This window comes from Photobacterium carnosum, assembly GCF_002849605.1.
GTDB classification, from domain to species: Bacteria; Pseudomonadota; Gammaproteobacteria; order Enterobacterales; family Vibrionaceae; genus Photobacterium; species Photobacterium carnosum.
On sequence record NZ_NPIB01000032.1, the window covers coordinates 32,089 to 49,507 of the forward strand.

The following is a 17,419-nucleotide window of genomic DNA, read 5'->3' on the forward strand; positions in this document are numbered from 1 at the left end:
ACATGGATGTTAAGGTGAGTAAAAATGATACGATGGATGAAGTATCCATTATTTTCTTGTTTATTGTTGGCCGGATGCGCCACTGTGATGGTAGAAGATAACGCTGAACAATTTAATGCCATTGATGCTGCTGAAGCACGAATGACATTAGGGTTAAATTATTTAAAAGTAGGTCAATGGCAACGCGCACGGGATAATTTGGAACTAGCATTAGAGTATGCACCTGATTATTATCGTGTCCAAAATGCCATGGCCTATTATTATCAAAAGGTGGGTGAAAAAGACGCTGCAGAGAAAATGTACAAGCAAGCCTTAAAAGACGCGCCTAAAAATGGTGATGTACTTAATAATTATGGGGCCTTTTTGTGTAGCGAAGGACGTTATGATGAAGCTATCAATACGTTTATTAAAGCAATTAACCAACCTTACTATTATCTTATTTCAGCAAGTTATGAAAATGCCGGTTTATGTAGCCGTAAACAAGGTAATGACGTACAAGCAATAGATTATTTTGAAAAAGCACTTTCACATGATCCATATCGTCCAAAATCAATGTTACAACTAGCGCAGTTAGAATTAGAGGCTAATAATTATAAAGACGCTCGTGTACGGTTGTTTAAATTTAATAAGCGATATGGATATACAGCAAATAGTTTGTTGTTGCTCATTCAGTTAGAAAACCAAAATGGACGGTTAACTTTGGTCAATAAATACGCTAACTTATTAAAAGAACAATTTCCTGATTCTCAGCAATATCAGAATTATCTAGCCAATGAATACTGAACCTAATGATTCACCTCAATCTGATAATGTTGCTCGACCTGGTGATATGCTTCGTCAGGCACGTGAGCAACTAGGTTACTCACAAACAGATATTGCAAATCGACTACGATTACGTTTATCCGTTATTAATGATATTGAAAGTAATTGTTTTGACAGTGAGAAAATATCTACATTTACTCGAGGGTACGTGAGATCGTATGCAAAGTATGTTGGTTTAGATGATGTTGCGGTGGTTGCTCTATTAGACAATTACGGTCACTCAAAACCTAAAGCACAAGAAATGCAGAGTTTTTCACGTCGTACTAACCGTGAAGCGCATGATAGTCGTATCATGGGGTTAACATGGATCCTTGCAGTGATTTTTGTCGGTGTTACCGCCGTGTGGTGGTGGCAAAATGGCCATTTAGATCAAGATATAACGCCAGTCGTTGACGTTGCTAACGTTGAAGAGGTTGCCCCTGTAAGTGATACGGAAGCAAAGGTTGAGGTGGTAACATCTCCAGCTATTGGCACTTCCACCGCAATGGTAACAGATGGAACAACCCCAACGGCTTCTACTGACGTAACTGCACTTACTGATGCTGGACAAACACCAGCAGTGATCACTGATGCAGCGACTCCTACCGTAGAGCCTGTGGTTGTTACTACGACAGATGCTGATATAGATTCAACGATAGTGACGCCTACAGTGACAACCGACGTTGAAGCAGCGCCAGCATTACAATTAACCTTTGCCGCTGATTGTTGGATTGATATTCGTGACGCAAATGGTAAACGTCTTGAAAGTGGTATTAAGACTGCAGGTCAAACACTTGATATTAATGGTAAGGCACCATTTCGAGTTCGACTTGGCGCACCAAGTGCCGTTAAAATAGAACTTAAAGGGCAACCTTTCGATCTTAGTCGCTATCCGGCAGGTCGACCTATAACGTTAACGTTGCCGCAGTAATAGAGAATAATAAAACATGCATAACGAATCACCCATTATACGTCGCCAATCAAGCCGAATTTATGTCGGTAATGTGCCTATTGGCGATGGCGCTCCCATTGCTGTTCAATCAATGACTAACACTTTAACTACCGATGTTGATGCCACTGTGGCTCAAATTCGAGCATTGGCAAAAGTAGGAGCTGACATTGTTCGTATTTCGGTACCGACAATGGATGCTGCTGAAGCGTTTAAACTGATCAAACAGCAAGTCAATGTACCATTGGTTGCTGATATTCATTTTGATTACCGCATTGCATTAAAAGTGGCTGAATACGGTGTTGATTGTTTGCGTATTAATCCTGGTAATATTGGTCGTGAAGATCGTATTCGCTCGGTGGTTGAATGTGCGCGTGATAACAATATTCCGATTCGAATTGGTGTTAATGGCGGTTCGTTAGAAAAAGAAATCCAACAAAAATATGGAGAGCCAACTCCCGCAGCGTTAGTTGAATCTGCTTTGCGTCATGTTGAGATTTTAGATCGGCTTAACTTTGATCAATTTAAAGTGAGCGTTAAAGCTTCTGATGTATTTCTAGCGGTAGAGTCTTACCGTCAGTTAGCAAAACAAATTATACAACCGCTGCATTTAGGTATTACTGAAGCGGGTGGTGCGCGTGCAGGTTCTGTGAAATCTGCGGTAGGTTTGGGGATGTTACTTGCTGAAGGCATTGGTGACACCTTACGTATCTCATTAGCCGCAGATCCTGTTGAAGAGATTAAAGTCGGTTTTGATATTTTAAAATCATTACGTATTCGCTCGCGCGGGATTAACTTTATTGCGTGCCCAACTTGTTCCCGTCAAGAATTTGATGTTATCGCAACCGTCAATGCATTAGAGCAACGTTTAGAAGATATTATTACCCCGATGGATGTTTCTATCATTGGCTGTGTGGTCAATGGCCCAGGCGAAGCAGAAGCATCACATTTAGGTATTGCTGGCGGTAATCGTAAAAGTGCTTTTTATGAAGATGGTATTCGTCAAAAAGAACGTTTTGATAACGATAACGTCATTGATGCGCTTGAGGCTAAAATCCGCGCAAAAGCATCAATGTTAGACCTAAAAAATCGTATTGAGATTACACAATAAGATAAAATAGCAAAAACCATGCTGTTATTGTGACAGTGTGGTTCACTATTTCTGCAATAAATTATATATTCGATTTAAACCCCCATCGAAAACTGAGAATAATTGTGGCGAAAAAAATTCAAGCAATTCGAGGCATGAACGATTGCCTTCCAACACAAACTCCACTTTGGCAGAAAGTCGAAGGTACTGTTAAACAAGTGATCAGTGCATATGGTTACAATGAAATACGTATGCCAATTGTTGAGTCGACACATTTGTTTAAACGTGCAATTGGTGAAGTCACTGATGTCGTTGAAAAAGAAATGTACACTTTTGAAGATCGTAATGGTGATAGCTTAACATTACGTCCAGAAGGAACGGCAAGTTGTGTTCGTGCTGGCATTGAAAATGGTCTGCTTTATAACCAAGAACAGCGACTATGGTACATGGGTCCAATGTTCCGTCATGAGCGTCCACAAAAAGGTCGTTACCGTCAATTCCACCAAGTGGGTGTGGAAGTGTTTGGTATTGATGGCCCAGATGTCGATGCAGAACTTATCATGATGACAGCTCGTCTATGGCGTGAGCTTGGTATTAATGACCATGTTCGTCTAGAGTTAAATTCTATTGGTTCACTGGAAGCTCGTGCAGAATACCGTGTTGCATTGATTGCGTTCCTTGAACAGCATATGGAAGTGTTAGATGAAGATGCGAAGCGTCGCATGTACACTAATCCATTACGTGTTTTAGATACTAAAAATCCAGCAATTCAGGAAATTTTAGTTGATGCACCAATGCTTTCTGCGTACTTAGATCCAGAATCACAGCAACATTTTGCTGGTTTATGTGAACTATTAGACGCTGCTGGCATCAAATACCAAGTAAATGAACGTCTTGTACGTGGTTTAGATTATTATAACCGTACTGTATTTGAGTGGATCACTGATAGTTTAGGTGCACAAGGTACAGTATGTGGTGGTGGTCGTTATGACGGTCTAGTTGAACAACTAGGCGGTAAAGCAACCCCATCAGTGGGTTTCGCAATGGGACTTGAGCGTTTGGTATTACTGATGGAAGCATTAGAACAAGACGATGTACGTCGTTCGGTTGATGTTTACATGGTAACTGCAGGTGAAGGAACATTAGCGGCTGGTATGATGCTGGCAGAAAAATTACGTAATCAACTACCTCAGTTACGCATTATGTCTAACTTTGGTGGTGGTAATTTTAAAAAGCAATTTAAACGCGCTGATAACGTAGGTGCAGCTATTGCATTGGTTCTTGGTGAAAATGAAATAGCAGAAAACACCGTCGTAGTTAAAGATTTACATGGCGGTGAACAAACAACTATGGCACAGGATGAGGTTGCCGCGAAGCTGGCAGCACTGATTTAAGAGAGGACAGGAAGTGAACGACTACGCCACAGAAGAACAACAGGTTGAAGCGATAAAATCGTGGTGGCAAAATAACGGCAAAGCCGTTGTTCTCGGCGCTGTGATTGGTTTAGGCGGTCTATTAGGTTGGCGTTACTACCAGTCTGAAGTCCATGTTGCTAAGCATTTAGCTTCAGACTCCTATACTCAAGTAGTTACAGCTCTCGACAATAAAAGTAAAACTGCTGTCACTGAAGCGCAAACGTTCATCAAAGCTAATAAAGACAGTCAGTATGCTGTTCTTGCTGCATTACAATTAGCGAAAGTTCAAGTTGAAAATAATCATCTTGATGGTGCGATTGAGCAACTTAATTGGGTGATCAATAACACTAAAGATAACGCTATTTTACCGTTAGCTGTAACACGTCTAGCACGTATTTACGCAGAACAGCAGAAATTTACTGAAGCATTAGCTGAACTGAAAAAAGTAACGATTCCAAGCTGGAATGAAAATATTGCTGAGTTACGTGGTGATATATTACTGCAAAAAGGCGATATTCAAGCAGCACGTGATGCATATATAGAAGCTCAGCAAGATGGTTCATCACCAGCATTGCAAATGAAGCTTAATGACTTAGCTCAATAAGGCGAACATAATGCATAAGGTGTTAAAACGAGCTTTAGCCGTAGCAATTGCTGTGAGCGTATTGTCGGGTTGTGCGAGCGAAGTTGATTCTATTCATATGGCTCCATTGCCTAAAGTCGATAATACTTTTACGCCTAAAACAGATTGGAGTCATAGCGTTGGTGACGGTGTTTCTGGTTACTATTCAAAGCTAACGCCCGCTGTTGGCCAAGGTAAAGTCTTTGTTGCTGACCGTAATGGTTTAGTCGAAGCTTTAGATTCTAGCAATGGTAAAGTGTTATGGAAAAATGATTTAGAAAAAGAGACCGCTGTTAAAATTTCTGGAGGCTTAGTTTTAGCTGAAGGAAAAATATTTATTGGTACAGAAAATGCTGACGTAATAGCATTAGATGCTGAAACGGGTAAAGAAGTTTGGCGCGCTAAAGTTGCTGGAGAAGTGTTGTCAAAGCCATTAGTTGATAATGGTATTGTAGTTGTTAATACCAGTAGTGGTGTGCTTGAAGCTTTGAATGCTGATACTGGTACGAGCAAATGGCAAATCAACAATGAGATACCAACATTAACATTACGTGGTACCAGTTCTCCAGTTGCGATTTCTGGTGGTGTTTTCTGGGGCTTATCAAATGGTCGTTTAGAAGGCGCAATCTTAAATGATGGTCGTGTGCTATGGCAGCAAACCATTTCAACGCCTAAAGGTTCTACTGAAATTGATCGTTTAGTGGATGTCGATGCCGCTCCTGTAATTGCAGGCGATCGATTATATGCTATCGGCTATAATGGTACATTAGTATCAATTGATCTTCGTAGTGGTCAAATTGCGTGGAAACGTAATTATTCATCAGCAACCAATTTTGTCGTTGATGGTAATGAGTTGTTCTTAGTAACGGCTAAAGATCATATCGTTGCAGTTGATGCACGTAGTGGTACTGAATTATGGCAAAATAAAGATCTTCAATATCGTCAACTAAGTGCGCCTGCTGTTATTGATGGCTATTTAGTTACTGGTGATGCTGAAGGGTATCTACACTGGTTAGATACTCAATCAGGTGAATTTGTATCACAAGAGTCGGTTGATGGTAGCGGTATTGCGGTTCCGCCAGTTGCATTAGATAACAATGGGTTTATTGTTGTCACTCGTGATGGCGAAATCAACAAAATGCAAATATCGAAATAAGTCGGTATACTGTCACTAGATTAATTTGTCGGCTCCAGCTGTCTTATGCAGTTGGAGCCGTTGTTGTTATATCCGTTGTGTATATTATTGTCGGATGAAGATAAGTAAATATACTTATTTGAGGCAAGAATGAACGGTTGTATGTCAATTAAGACTATGAAAAATAAGAGGTAGTTATGATTCCTGTTGTTGCCCTTGTCGGGCGCCCTAACGTGGGTAAATCGACGTTGTTCAATCGTCTTACCCGCACGAGGGATGCACTTGTTGCAGACTTTCCTGGTTTAACTAGGGATCGTAAATACGGTAGAGCTGAGTTAGAAGAGCACGAATTTATTGTTATTGATACCGGTGGTATTGATGGTACAGAAGAAGGTGTTGAAAGCAAAATGGCTGAACAGTCATTAGCGGCAATCGAAGAAGCAGATGTTGTACTGTTTCTTGTTGATGGTCGTGCTGGATTAACATCTTCTGATGAAGCAATTGCAAAACACCTTCGTAGCCGTGAAAAGCCAACATTTTTAGTGGTAAACAAAGTTGACGGTATGGATCCCGACAGCGCGAGTGCAGAATTTTGGCGTTTAGGCGTTGATGCTATGTACCAAATTGCAGCCACTCAAAACCGTGGCGTAACTGCGCTAATGGAACGTGCTTTAGCGCCATTCTCTGATAAATTAAATGCAGAGTTAGCCGCGGCAAATGGCGAAGATGGTGAGCTTATACTTGAAGATTTAACATCAGTTAAAGATATCGAGAAAGCTAATCTTTCTGAAGAAGATGCTGAAGCTGCGTATAAACGTCTACAAGAACAACCTATTAAGATGGCTATCATTGGTCGTCCTAACGTAGGTAAATCAACGCTGACTAACCGTATTTTAGGTGAAGAACGCGTTGTTGTTTACGATATGCCAGGAACGACACGTGACTCTATTTACATTCCAATGGAACGTGATGGTCAAGAGTACGTATTGATTGATACTGCTGGTGTCCGTCGTCGTAAGAACATGAGCATGGCGGTTGAGAAGTTTTCTGTTATCCAAACATTGAAAGCTATCGAAAATGCCAACGTTGTGTTGTTAGTGATTGATGCCCGCGAAAATATTTCAGATCAAGATTTAAGTTTACTTGGTTTTGTACTGAACTCTGGTCGCTCGTTAGTGATTGCAGTTAATAAGTGGGATGGTTTAAGTAACGACGTTAAAGAGCGTGTTAAATCTGAACTTGATCGTCGTCTTGGTTTTGTTGACTTTGCGCGTATTCACTTTATTTCTGCACTACACGGTACCGGTGTTGGCCATTTATATGAATCAGTTATTGAAGCATATAAGTCAGCAACTAAACGTATCAGTACATCTTTGCTAACCCGTATTATGCAAATGGCACAAGATGATCACCAGCCACCAATGATTCGTGGCCGTCGTGTGAAACTTAAATATGCCCATGCTGGTGGTTATAACCCACCAATTATTGTTATTCACGGTAACCAAGTAAGTGACCTACCAAGTTCTTACAAACGTTACTTGATGAACTACTACCGTAAGTCATTAGAAATGATGGGTACACCTATTCGAATTCAATTCCAGAGTAGTGAGAACCCATTTGAAACGACAAAGCAAAAGTTGACTGTTTCTCAAGAACGTCAGCGTAAGCGCTTAACCAGTGCTTTACACGATCGTCGTAAGTAATTTAGCGATAGAGTGTATTGTCTCTTGATGTAAAAGCCCAGCCATTGTGTTGGGCTTTTTTATAAGGAAAATATCATGGTTGTTGTTACACCAACAATTGTTATGCCAACGATTATTACGCCAACAAAAGTACTTTTCACTCAAAATATCTGGCAAATAAACAGTGCCGTTGTTTGTGCTGTTGCTGCTAAAAATGGCGGCACGTGGATCGTTGTTGAGCAAACCCCCTTTCATCCTGTAAGCCATATTTGGCCAGATCATCCCGCGGATCGTGGTGAATTAATTTATCAATCCCAGAATTATACTGTGACAGATTGTGTTGTAGGTGCGATAGAAATAGCCACGCAGCAATTATATATCGCCGCTGATATTCCTGTTAAACGTGATACTGATGGTTGGGTGTTTGTTGTGGCTCATCATCTAGCATTACCGCTTGCTCTTTGTGTTGCTGAAGAGGTAACACTGGTGGTTGATAAAGCGTATCAACAGGGGTTAAGCCGTGGTCACAGTGGCGGTCATTTATCATCATTAGCATTAAATAAAGTGCTACATACTGATTTTTGGCGAAAAGATCCGAGTCGACGTGATGAGCTTGGCTATTACGATTTCCATAGTTACGCGCAAGAAAAGAGCATTGCGAGTGAAAATTGTAATACTGATCATTATCGATTAGGTAAAACTTTGCGTAAACGTGGACTTAATAGTGTTGAAATGATCGCGGATATTGAACAAATAACCGTTAAAATTAACCAACAATTAGCGCTATGGATAGCATTAGCGACGCCAATAGTGATGCGTCGTGAAGGTGATGCATTAACAGATTCTCGTTATTGGCAATGTGATCTTGGTGATGAGGGAATCATTGAAATTCCTTGTGGTGGAACGCATGCGACCTCATTAGCAGAATATCTTGCGTTAACGGTAAAGTTTGAAGTTATCTCTGATCAACAATTAGTAATGATAACGACGGCCGTTATGGCATAAATAATAATATGATCATGATATTTAAATCGTCTACGGACGATTTTTTTGTAGGTGTAATTGTCTATTTTTTATAGCGTTAATAAAGGTGAAGATAACTGTTTTTATTGTTGAATGAGAATAACTATGCGTTATCTTAATGTTTAATATGGTCAATATTTATACTTTTTTCAATATGATCCTGATTTATTAAATATTAGATCAGAGCGGTTTTTGTGATATTTTTTAGAGTTTAATACTGTTTAAAATTCATATACAGGATATGTAACTTATGCTTTCGGGATGTGTATTGATAAATATTCTTTTGAGAGCTGATCGCTGATCAAGTTTAATAAACACAATGATCACCCATAAGGGTGATGATCATATTAGGGATCATGGTGTCATTATGACAATGAGTGATCGAGAGAATTACGAAGCATTAGTTAGGGTTGTGCTAAATATTTAAAAAGTGATATTTAATTTTAGTAGCATCTAACGCAATAATTTTGCATGCTAGAACAAATTCATTTAGGAGTTAAAAAGAGTGATTAAAAATACTTGTCCGCAATGTGAGAGTGAATTGAGTTGGAAAGATCAGGGATATTTTTGTGAGTATTGCCAACAAAAAGTGACTAAAACTGCATTTTGTCCTGATTGTTCTGAGCAATTAGAGAAATTACAAGCGTGTGGATCTGCGAGTTACTTTTGTAATTATTGTAATGAGTTAAAATCAAAATCACGCGTAAAAATCGTATTTAATAAAGCAGAAGATTAATATTTTAGCGCAATTATGCCGCAATAAAAAAATTATATTGCGGCATTGAAGAGTGATGGATAACGAGTATTAATTGTTATTAACGGTGGTATGAATCTTACCATCTGTGACTGTTGTGATCAGTTGATCACCCGCTTTAACTTGATCACAACGACGAATAAGATCCCCTTTATCATTACGCGTAATTGAGTAACCACGGCTTAGGGTTGCCAGTGGGCTTACGGTATCTAATTTTTCGGCAGATAACGATAATTTATGCTGAGCATTTAACAGGTTACGATCCATTGCATCCAATAAACGTCGCTTGGTATTAATAAGTGTGGTTGTGTTGTGTTGCAGACGTTGCTGTGGTGAATGAAGTGATAATTTATATTGGTTTTGAGTAATACGTTGTTGTTGTTTTTGTATTTTTTTCAGCATTATCTGCTGTAATCGACGGGTTATATCATCTAGATGCTGTTGTTGTTGGTTTAAACGCAGCTGTGGATGTTGACGATCTAAACGGTGCTTTAATTGATTCACATGCTGTTTTTTATCAGCGAAATAAAACTGAATCGCATGGCGTAATTGTTGTTGTTTCTGAGCAATTTTATCGGTTTGTGCTGAGCTATCACGACTGATTAATTCTGCCGCAGCAGAGGGCGTCGGTGCGCGCATATCTGCGACAAAATCAGCAATGGTGACATCAACTTCATGGCCGACAGCACTGACGATCGGGATCTGACTTGCTGCAATGGTTCGTGCAACAATTTCTTCGTTAAATGCCCATAAATCTTCTAATGAACCACCCCCTCGACCAACAATTAAAATATCACATTCTTGGCGTGAGTTTGCCCGTCCAATGGCTTGAGCTATTGATATGGCTGCACCATCACCTTGAACCATTGTCGGATAAATAACCACCGCTAAACTTGGATCTCGACGTTTTAATACTTGCAGAATATCGTGAAGAGCTGCGCCTGTTTTAGAGGTAATAATACCGACACGTTGAGGTTGTTGTGGTAATGGTTTTTTCAATGCTTGAGCAAATAATCCTTCAGCAGCAAGGGTCATTTTTAGTTGTTCAAATTGTTGCTGTAAACGACCATCCCCTTCAGGTTGCATGCTTTCAATAATCAACTGATAGTCGCCGCGAGGTTCGTAAATTGATAACCGCGCTTTAACTAAAACTTGATTACCATTGCCGGGTTTAAAGCTGACATGGCGATTGGTACCTTTGAACATCGCGCATTTTACTTGAGCACGAGAATCTTTAAGGGTGAAATACCAATGGCCAGAAACGGGCATTGAAAAATTTGATAATTCGCCGACGAGCCAAACTATCCCCATTTCATTTTCAAGGATTAGGCGGACTTGTGCATTGAGACTGGAAACGGTGTAGATACGATCGTTGGATTGGCTTTGAGAAGCGAATAGAGTCACGAAGGAGTACCTGCTAACGAACGAATGAATGGCGGCAGGCGGTCAAAAAACTATCAAATAGAACGAAAAACGCCTAGGCAGATCAATGGACAGATCTTGGCCGTATTTCGTCGACCGCATCACCGGATAGTTAACCGAAATATACTACTCAGCAAATGTTTTTTGTCAATTAAAAAAATAAAAATAATTCTAGCCAAACGATTGCTTCATACGTATAATCCGTTCGCAATATTTTAATCTTCTTTGTAAACCTTTAAATTGGTGTGAGATATTGCATGTTACGAATTAAAAAAGAAGCGTTGACGTTTGATGATGTATTACTAGTTCCTGCTCATTCTACAGTCCTACCTAACACTGCCGATCTGCGCACTCGTCTCACGAAAGAGATTGCTCTTAACATTCCTATGCTATCAGCATCTATGGATACAGTGACTGAAGGTCGCCTCGCCATTGCACTTGCTCAAGAGGGCGGCATTGGTTTTATCCACAAGAATATGTCTATCGAACAACAAGCGGCTGAAGTTCGCATGGTTAAAAAGTTCGAAGCAGGCGTTGTTGCAGAACCTGTTACTGTTAAACCAAATAACACTATCGCAGATGTTAAACGTCTGACCTTAGAAAATGGTTTTGCAGGTTATCCTGTGGTTGCAGATAACAATGAATTAGTTGGTATTATTACTGGCCGTGATGTTCGTTTTGTTACTGACCTTTCAATTAAAGTTGAAGAAGTAATGACTTCTAAAGAGAAGTTAGCTTCAGCAAAAGAAGGCGCATCTCGCGAAGAAGTTGAAGCGATTATGCAACAGTACCGTGTTGAAAAAGTACTGTTAGTTGACGACAATTTCCGCCTAAAAGGGATGATCACTGCGAAAGACTTCCAAAAAGCAGAACGTAAACCAAACGCGTGTAAAGATGAGCGCGGCAGTTTACGTGTAGGTGCTGCTGTTGGTGCTGGTGCGGGTAATGAAGAACGCGTTGCTGCATTGGTTGAAGCTGGTGTTGACGTATTACTTATCGATTCATCTCACGGTCATTCAGAAGGCGTTTTACAACGTATTCGTGAAACACGTGCCGCTTTCCCTAATCTTCCTATTGTTGGCGGTAACGTTGCAACAGCAGACGGTGCTCGCTCATTAATTGAAGCTGGCGTAAGTGCAGTTAAAGTGGGTATCGGCCCAGGTTCAATCTGTACTACACGTATTGTGACTGGTGTGGGTGTTCCTCAAATTACTGCGATTTCAGAAGCTGCATCAGTGGCTGATCAATACGGTATTCCAGTTATTGCTGATGGTGGTATTCGTTACTCTGGCGATTTATGTAAAGCGATTGCTGCGGGTGCATCATGTGTGATGGTTGGCTCAATGTTCGCTGGTACTGAAGAAGCACCGGGTGAAGTTGAACTGTATCAAGGTCGTTCTTATAAATCATACCGTGGTATGGGTTCACTTGGCGCAATGTCAAAAGGCTCTTCAGACCGTTATTTCCAATCAGATAACGCAGCAGATAAGCTTGTACCTGAAGGTATTGAAGGCCGTGTTGCTTACAAAGGTTTGATGAAAGAAATCGTTCATCAGCAAATGGGTGGTTTACGTTCAAGCATGGGCTTAACTGGCTCTGCAACAATTGAAGACTTACGTACTAAAGCTGAATTTGTACGGATTTCAGGCGCAGGCATGAAAGAGTCGCACGTACATGATGTGATAATCACAAAAGAAGCGCCTAACTACCGTACGGCTTAATTATTAAGCAGTCAGTATTCGTTGAACGAAAACGATTGCCTAAGTTGCGAAGTTAGATAAAATCGGGGCTAGATATAGCCCCCAATACATTCAATTTTTGAGATAGTTCTATAATGACCACTACCGCAAATATTCATGACCAACGTATTCTTATTTTGGATTTTGGTTCACAATACACTCAGTTAATTGCCCGCCGTATCCGTGAAATCGGCGTTTACTGTGAGCTTTGGAGCTGGGATGTTGATGAAGCTGATATTCGTGATTTCAATCCAAACGGTATTATTCTTTCTGGTGGTCCTGAAAGCGTAACTGAAGCGGGTTCTCCTCGCGCACCACAGTATGTATTTGAAGCGGGTGTTCCTGTGTTTGGTGTATGTTACGGCATGCAGACCATGGCAGAACAACTGGGTGGTAAAGTTGCAGGTTCTGATGAGCGCGAATTTGGTTATGCGCAAGTTAAAATTGTTGAGCAAACTGCTTTCTTAAAAGATATTCAAGATGCTGTTGCTGCTGATGGTACGCCATTACTTGATGTATGGATGAGCCACGGCGATAAAGTTGTCGAGATTCCAGCTGATTTTATTAAAGTTGCTGAAACTGATACTTGCCCATTTGCTGCAATGGCAAATGAAGACAAGCGCTTCTACGGGGTGCAATTCCACCCTGAAGTAACGCATACGCGTCAAGGTATGAAGTTAATTGAAAACTTCGTGATGAATGTGTGTGGCTGTGAAAAGCTATGGACATCAGCCAATATTATTGAAGATGCAATTGCACGTATCAAAGAGCAAGTCGGTGACGATGAAGTTATCCTTGGTCTGTCTGGTGGCGTTGATTCATCAGTGGTTGCAATGCTTATTCACCGTGCGATTGGCGATAAGCTAACATGTGTATTTGTTGATAACGGTTTACTTCGTCTTAACGAAGGCCAGCAAGTAATGGACATGTTTGGTGATGACTTTGGTCTGAAAATCATCCATGTTAAAGCAGAAGATCGTTTCTTAGATGCGCTTGCAGGTATTGATGAGCCTGAAGCGAAACGTAAGAAAATTGGTCACGTGTTTGTTGACATCTTTGATGAAGAATCAAAGAAATTAAAAAATGCTAAGTGGCTAGCACAGGGTACGATTTATCCTGATGTGATCGAATCAGCCGCATCTAAAACAGGTAAAGCGCACGTAATCAAATCTCACCATAACGTTGGCGGTTTGCCAGATGATATGGCAATGGGTTTGGTTGAACCATTACGTGAGTTATTTAAAGATGAAGTACGTAAGATCGGTCTAGAACTTGGTTTGCCTTATAACATGCTTTACCGCCACCCATTCCCTGGGCCTGGTTTAGGTGTTCGTGTGTTAGGCGAAGTGAAGAAAGAATACTGTGACTTACTACGTCGTGCAGATGCAATCTTTATTGAAGAGCTACATAACGCTGATCTTTACAATAAAGTATCGCAAGCGTTTACTGTATTCTTACCTGTACGTTCAGTGGGCGTGATGGGTGATGGTCGTAAGTATGATTGGGTTGTATCGCTACGTGCGGTAGAAACAATCGACTTTATGACTGCGCATTGGGCACATTTACCTTATGATTTCTTAGGTAAAGTATCGAACCGTATCATCAATGAAGTCAATGGTATTTCACGTGTTGTTTACGATATTTCTGGTAAGCCACCCGCAACGATTGAGTGGGAATAATTACAGGTTTATTAGCACTAATTGAATAATAAAAAGCACCTACGGGTGCTTTTTTTATGGCTGCTATTTAATGCGATTAAAGTAAGATTTATCTTTTTATTTGTGATTTGTTGCTTATTTGTTTGAATTATGTTTTTTGTAAGTGTCGTATTAATGATTGGTTACAATATGTAGTGGTTAGTAGGTGTTATTAGTAGGTTTATAACACTGTTTGTTGTGGTAATTTCATTACGATCGTTCAGCGAATATTCATATTTGATTTGGACAAAAAATGAGATCGACTACATGTAAGTCGATCCGCATAGCAAACATAACCAGCATAAGGACATGGAATTACCATGAACGACAAAATATTGAAGCAAGCACCACCCCCTTCGACGAGTGCGATGGACAAGTTTTTAAATGGTATTGAGCGCACAGGTAATAAAATTCCTGATCCCGCGTTACTGTTCTTTTGGGGTTTAGTTACCGTTTGGATTCTTTCTGCTGTGCTCTCGCAGTTTGATTTTGGCCTTATGCATCCAGTGACTAAAGAAGTTGTTCAAGTCAATAACTTGTTAACTGGCGATGCGATGGCAAGTTTCTTGGCGAACATGGTGAAAAACTTCACTGGGTTTGCGCCATTAGGTATTGTATTAGTTGCTATGTTAGGTGTGGGTGTTGCTGAAGCGTCAGGCTTTATTAATACTGGCCTGAAAAAGATGCTAAATGTTACGCCAGCTAAGCTACTTACGCCGATGCTGATTTTAGTGGCAATTGTATCGCACACTGCTGCTGATGCAGGTTATGTATTGGTTATTCCACTTGGTGGTATTATCTTCCACGCAGCTGGTCGTCATCCTCTTGCGGGTATTGCAGCGGCGTTTGCTGGTGTTTCTGGTGGTTTCTCTGCTAACTTTATTCCTTCTGGTATCGACCCATTATTAGCGGGCTTTACCCAAGAAGCTGCACGTATCATGGATCCAACTTACATTGTTAATCCGTTAGCAAACTTAATGTTCACTGGTCTATCATCGTTCATTATTGTGGGTATTGGCTGGTACATCACCGATAAAGTAATTGAGCCTCGTTTACAAAAAACAGCGATTGATGAAGATGCAGAAGAAGCACCTGATATGGGTTCTTTTACGCCACTAGAAAGCAAAGCATTCTCATACGCTGGCTGGACAATGGTTGTGGGTATCGTGCTATTAGTTGCTGCAGTATGGCCTGAAACCTCGCCATTGCGTTCGCCTACGGGTGAAGTTGCTGCCTTTAATGCACCAGTGATGCAATCTATTGTACCGTTGATTTTCATTCTGTTTGTTATTCCCGGTATTATCTACGGTAAAGTTGCAGGTACATTTAAGCAAAGTGGTGATGTGATTAAAGCGATGTCGACTACCATGGCGGGCATGGCTGGCTTTATGGTAATGGTGTTCTTTATTGCTCAGTTCTTGGTGGCGTTTACGCAATCAAACTTAGGTACGCTATTAGCACTTTCTGGTGCGCAATTATTGCAACAAATGAACTTACCGGGTCAAGTCACCATCGTTGGTATGATTCTACTAACAGCCAGTGTTAACTTATTGGTGGGCTCAGCGTCTGCTAAGTGGGCATTGATTGGTCCTATTATGGTTCCAATGTTAATGGCAGTGGGTATTTCACCGGAATTAACTCAAGCGGCTTACCGTGTTGGTGACTCTGTCTCTAACATTATTTCACCAATGATGGTGTTCTTCCCATTAGTGGTTGTTTACATGCAACGTTATGTTAAGAGTTCAGGTATTGGCACCTTAGCGTCAATGATGATGCCGTACTCAATTGCAATGTTAATTGGTTGGACTATCTTCCTATTAGTATTCTGGACCCTAGGTATTCCTCTAGGTGTTCAAGCGCCTTACACTTACAGTATGTAAATAATTAGAGTTGAATAACGATAGTGAGTATTAATAAATAATTATCGTTAACGAAAAAAAGCCTCGAACAGGTAAACTGTTTGAGGCTTTTTTGTGTTTTATTAATCCCTGTCTGCAAAGAAGAGTTTAATAAAAATTAGCGGTTATTTATTGAAGTTTTCAACGTGGAAGCGAAGATGATCGTCAATAAATGAGGCCATAAAGTAGTAGCTGTGGTCATAACCATCTTGCATACGCACTTCTAGTGGGTAGCTATTTGCTTCCGCTGCTGCAACAAGGGTTTCAGTACGAAGCTGACCATCATTGTAGAAGTTATCGTGCGTGCCTTGATCAACCAACATTGGTAATTTAACTTCAGCAATACGCATCAATTCACTTGAATCATATTGCTTCCAGTTTTTAGTATTACTACCAAGATAACCAGTAAGCGCTTTTTGGCCCCAAGCACTATTCATTGGATTCGAGATAGGACTAAATGCTGATGCAGAGCTATAACGCTCAGGATTACGTAATGCAATCATCAATGCGCCATGTCCACCCATTGAGTGACCAGTGATGGCGCGCTGATCAGTGACTGGGAAGTGTGCTTCAATCAATGTTGGTAATTCATTCACAATGTAATCATACATATGGTAATGACGGTTCCACGGTGCTTCTGTTGCATTAACATAGAAACCAGCACCAAGACCAAAGTCATACGCACCTTGTGGGTCGTCAGCAACACCTTCACCACGAGGGCTAGTATCTGGAGCAACAATAGCGACACCCAATTCAGCAGCCATACGTTGTGCGCCTGCTTTTTGCATAAAGTTTTCATCAGTACATGTCAGTCCTGATAACCAGTAAATAACGGGTACTTTTTGTCCTGCTGCACATTGTGGTGGCAGGTAAATAGTAAAACGCATATCGCAATTAAGGACTTCTGAACGGTGAGTATATTGCTTATGCCAGCCGCCAGCGCTTTTGTTACAACTAATATTTTCTAAAGGCATTGGATTTAGTCTCTTGTTAAAGCTGCGCAGAGTGTAGGCGCTCTGCGCATTTTTTATGACGTTATTAGAATAAAGCTTATTTTAGGAAAGCTTACTTATCGAAGTGAATAACCGTACGGATACTCTTACCTTCGTGTAGTAGCTCAAAAGACTTGTTGATGTCTTCTAGACCCATGTTAAATGAGATGAAATCGTCAAGTTTAAACTCACCAGCCATG

The 17,419-nt window shown here is 40.6% G+C and carries 14 protein-coding genes and 1 pseudogene; 12 read left to right on the plus strand and 3 right to left on the minus strand.

Annotation, left to right across the window (positions count from 1 at the left end):
* The first annotated feature begins 24 nt into the window (after window positions 1-24).
* From pilW to CIK00_RS19045, 9 genes are all read left to right on the plus strand, one after another.
* On the plus strand, window positions 25-783 hold the full coding sequence (gene pilW / locus CIK00_RS19005; protein WP_101770175.1) for a type IV pilus biogenesis/stability protein PilW: 759 nt from the start codon (window positions 25-27) through the stop codon (window positions 781-783).
* Complete coding sequence (gene rodZ, locus CIK00_RS19010; protein WP_101770176.1) at window positions 773-1,732, plus strand: cytoskeleton protein RodZ; 960 nt, start codon at window positions 773-775, stop codon at window positions 1,730-1,732. The genes pilW and rodZ overlap by 11 nt, the downstream gene beginning before the upstream one ends.
* 16 nt (window positions 1,733-1,748) lie before the next feature.
* Window positions 1,749-2,861 carry a flavodoxin-dependent (E)-4-hydroxy-3-methylbut-2-enyl-diphosphate synthase gene (gene ispG, locus CIK00_RS19015; protein ID WP_101770177.1) on the plus strand — a complete coding sequence of 371 codons (1,113 nt, stop codon included), beginning with the start codon at window positions 1,749-1,751 and terminating at the stop codon, window positions 2,859-2,861.
* A 104-nt stretch (window positions 2,862-2,965) separates the two neighbouring features.
* Window positions 2,966-4,234 (plus strand): histidine--tRNA ligase, encoded by a 1,269-nt coding sequence (gene hisS / locus CIK00_RS19020; protein ID WP_101770178.1) that lies wholly within the window; start codon window positions 2,966-2,968, stop codon window positions 4,232-4,234.
* A 13-nt stretch (window positions 4,235-4,247) separates the two neighbouring features.
* Window positions 4,248-4,859, plus strand: a complete 612-nt coding sequence (locus CIK00_RS19025; protein ID WP_101770179.1) for a YfgM family protein — start codon at window positions 4,248-4,250, stop codon at window positions 4,857-4,859.
* Between the two features lie 10 nt (window positions 4,860-4,869).
* Entirely contained in the window at window positions 4,870-6,033 is a 1,164-nt protein-coding gene (gene bamB, locus CIK00_RS19030; protein ID WP_101770180.1) for an outer membrane protein assembly factor BamB, read from the plus strand.
* A gap of 176 nt (window positions 6,034-6,209) precedes the next feature.
* Window positions 6,210-7,715, plus strand: coding sequence for a ribosome biogenesis GTPase Der (der, locus tag CIK00_RS19035; protein ID WP_101770181.1), 1,506 nt, complete (start codon window positions 6,210-6,212; stop codon window positions 7,713-7,715).
* A gap of 75 nt (window positions 7,716-7,790) precedes the next feature.
* Window positions 7,791-8,699, plus strand: coding sequence for an alanyl-tRNA editing protein (locus CIK00_RS19040; protein ID WP_233426581.1), 909 nt, complete (start codon window positions 7,791-7,793; stop codon window positions 8,697-8,699).
* A 523-nt stretch (window positions 8,700-9,222) separates the two neighbouring features.
* The gene (locus CIK00_RS19045) at window positions 9,223-9,453 is read left to right on the plus strand and encodes a zinc ribbon domain-containing protein (RefSeq protein ID WP_101770182.1); all 231 of its coding nucleotides are present in this window, start codon (window positions 9,223-9,225) and stop codon (window positions 9,451-9,453) included.
* 69 nt (window positions 9,454-9,522) lie between these two features.
* Here the strand turns inward: CIK00_RS19045 and xseA are convergent, their stop codons facing one another.
* The gene (gene xseA / locus CIK00_RS19050) at window positions 9,523-10,875 is read right to left on the minus strand and encodes an exodeoxyribonuclease VII large subunit (RefSeq protein WP_101770183.1); all 1,353 of its coding nucleotides are present in this window, start codon (window positions 10,873-10,875) and stop codon (window positions 9,523-9,525) included.
* Between the two features lie 275 nt (window positions 10,876-11,150).
* On the opposite strand from xseA, the gene guaB reads away from it, so the two are divergent.
* The 3 genes from guaB to CIK00_RS19065 all read left to right on the plus strand — a co-directional run bounded on the left by guaB (window position 11,151) and on the right by CIK00_RS19065 (window position 16,209).
* Window positions 11,151-12,614 (plus strand): IMP dehydrogenase, encoded by a 1,464-nt coding sequence (gene guaB, locus CIK00_RS19055; RefSeq protein ID WP_101770184.1) that lies wholly within the window; start codon window positions 11,151-11,153, stop codon window positions 12,612-12,614.
* Window positions 12,615-12,727: 113 nt separating this feature from the next.
* Complete coding sequence (gene guaA / locus CIK00_RS19060) at window positions 12,728-14,311, plus strand: glutamine-hydrolyzing GMP synthase (protein ID WP_101770185.1); 1,584 nt, start codon at window positions 12,728-12,730, stop codon at window positions 14,309-14,311.
* A gap of 338 nt (window positions 14,312-14,649) precedes the next feature.
* Window positions 14,650-16,209: an AbgT family transporter gene (locus CIK00_RS19065; protein WP_101770186.1), complete on the plus strand. Its 1,560-nt coding sequence runs from the start codon at window positions 14,650-14,652 to the stop codon at window positions 16,207-16,209.
* A gap of 143 nt (window positions 16,210-16,352) precedes the next feature.
* Here the strand turns inward: CIK00_RS19065 and fghA are convergent, their stop codons facing one another.
* Both fghA and CIK00_RS19075 read right to left on the minus strand, forming a co-directional pair.
* Window positions 16,353-17,201 (minus strand): S-formylglutathione hydrolase, encoded by an 849-nt coding sequence (fghA, locus tag CIK00_RS19070; protein ID WP_101770187.1) that lies wholly within the window; start codon window positions 17,199-17,201, stop codon window positions 16,353-16,355.
* A gap of 91 nt (window positions 17,202-17,292) precedes the next feature.
* Window positions 17,293-17,419 (minus strand): annotated as a pseudogene (locus CIK00_RS19075) (S-(hydroxymethyl)glutathione dehydrogenase); the annotation flags it as partial.

Bases quoted from the DNA above. Each gene is read 5' to 3' on its own strand.
- pilW (WP_101770175.1), top strand. From the start codon at position 25: ATGATACGATGGATGAAGTATCCATTATTTTCTTGTTTATTGTTGGCC.
- rodZ (WP_101770176.1), top strand. From the start codon at position 773: ATGAATACTGAACCTAATGATTCACCTCAATCTGATAATGTTGCTCGA.
- ispG (WP_101770177.1), top strand. From the start codon at position 1,749: ATGCATAACGAATCACCCATTATACGTCGCCAATCAAGCCGAATTTAT.
- bamB (WP_101770180.1), top strand. From the start codon at position 4,870: ATGCATAAGGTGTTAAAACGAGCTTTAGCCGTAGCAATTGCTGTGAGC.
- der (WP_101770181.1), top strand. From the start codon at position 6,210: ATGATTCCTGTTGTTGCCCTTGTCGGGCGCCCTAACGTGGGTAAATCG.
- CIK00_RS19040 (WP_233426581.1), top strand. From the start codon at position 7,791: ATGGTTGTTGTTACACCAACAATTGTTATGCCAACGATTATTACGCCA.
- guaB (WP_101770184.1), top strand. From the start codon at position 11,151: ATGTTACGAATTAAAAAAGAAGCGTTGACGTTTGATGATGTATTACTA.
- guaA (WP_101770185.1), top strand. From the start codon at position 12,728: ATGACCACTACCGCAAATATTCATGACCAACGTATTCTTATTTTGGAT.
- CIK00_RS19065 (WP_101770186.1), top strand. From the start codon at position 14,650: ATGAACGACAAAATATTGAAGCAAGCACCACCCCCTTCGACGAGTGCG.
- fghA (WP_101770187.1), bottom strand. From the start codon at position 17,201: ATGCCTTTAGAAAATATTAGTTGTAACAAAAGCGCTGGCGGCTGGCAT.